The organism is Isoptericola sp. NPDC058082, from assembly GCF_042885055.1.
Taxonomy (GTDB): Bacteria; Actinomycetota; Actinomycetes; order Actinomycetales; family Cellulomonadaceae; genus Isoptericola.
Genome location: NZ_JBHVSQ010000041.1, coordinates 1 through 1,427 on the forward strand (window position 1 = coordinate 1; position 1,427 = coordinate 1,427).

Here is a 1,427-nt window from a genome sequence, read left to right on the forward strand (position 1 = left end):
GGGCCGGCCCGCGCAATGCGGACCGGCCCCTTCGAAGCGTTCAGCCCCCGTACGGAGGCTCGGCACAACGGCTCAGTACACCGGCTTCTCGGGCTCGATCTGGTTGACCCAGCCGATCACGCCGCCGCCGACATGCACCGCGTCGGCGAAGCCCGCCGACTTGAGGACCGCGAGGACCTCGGCGCTGCGGACACCGGTCTTGCAGTGCAGGACGATGCGCTTGTCCTGCGGGAGGTCCTGCAGGGCGTTGCCCATCAGGAACTCGTTCTTCGGGATCAGCTTCGCGCCGGGGATCGAGACGATCTCGTACTCGTTCGGCTCGCGGACGTCGATGATCTCGATCTTCTCGTCGGCGTCGATCCACTCCTTGAGCTGCTTCGGAGTGATCGTGGAGCCGAGCGCCGCCTCCTGGGCCTCCTCGGACACGACACCGCAGAAGGCCTCGTAGTCGATGAGCTCGGTGACGGTCGGGTTCTCGCCGCAGACCGCGCAGTCGGGGTCCTTGCGGACCTTGACCTGGCGGTACTGCATCTCCAGGGCGTCGTAGATCATCAGCCGGCCGACCAGCGGGTCACCGATGCCGGCGAGCAGCTTGATGGCCTCGTTGACCTGGATGGAGCCGATGGACGCGCAGAGCACGCCCAGCACGCCACCCTCGGCGCAGGACGGGACCATGCCGGGCGGCGGCGGCTCCGGGTAGAGGCAGCGGTAGCAGGGGCCGTGCTCCGACCAGAAGACGGACGCCTGGCCGTCGAAGCGGTAGATCGAACCCCATACGTACGGCTTGTTCAGCAGCACCGCGGCGTCGTTGACGAGATAGCGGGTGGCGAAGTTGTCCGTGCCGTCCACGATCAGGTCGTACTGGGCGAAGATCTCCATCACGTTCTCGGCTTCGAGCCGCTCTTCGTGAAGGACGACATTCACATACGGGTTGATGCCCAGGACCGAGTCCTTGGCGGACTGGGCCTTGGACCGGCCGATGTCGGCCTGGCTGTGGATGATCTGGCGCTGCAGGTTCGACTCGTCGACCTCGTCGAACTCCACGATGCCGAGTGTGCCGACACCGGCCGCGGCCAGGTACATCAGGGCCGGCGAGCCGAGACCGCCGGCGCCCACACAGAGCACCTTCGCGTTCTTCAGCCGCTTCTGTCCGTCCATCCCGACATCCGGGATGATCAGGTGGCGGGAGTACCTGCGGACCTCGTCGACGGTGAGCTCAGCAGCTGGCTCGACCAGGGGTGGCAGCGACACAGGAACCTCAACAATGCAGGTGGTCGGTTTCTACGTACTTCATCTACGTACGGTTGTTCTCCCGTAACACTGCCACGCCGCTCCTCATTCCGAGATACCGGGTCCGATCCGCGAGACGAATTCGTCCCAGTAGCTGGGCGGTGCCGCGAATGGGTCGCTTTGCCCCCTCACGCCGT

The 1,427-nt window shown here is 65.8% G+C and carries 1 protein-coding gene; it reads right to left on the bottom strand.

From position 1 onward, the window contains the following. Positions 1-72 precede the first annotated feature (72 nt). Complete coding sequence (moeZ, locus tag ACFVS0_RS21790) at positions 73-1,251, bottom strand: adenylyltransferase/sulfurtransferase MoeZ (RefSeq protein WP_093772733.1); 1,179 nt, start codon at positions 1,249-1,251, stop codon at positions 73-75. Between the last annotated feature and the right edge of the window lie 176 nt (positions 1,252-1,427).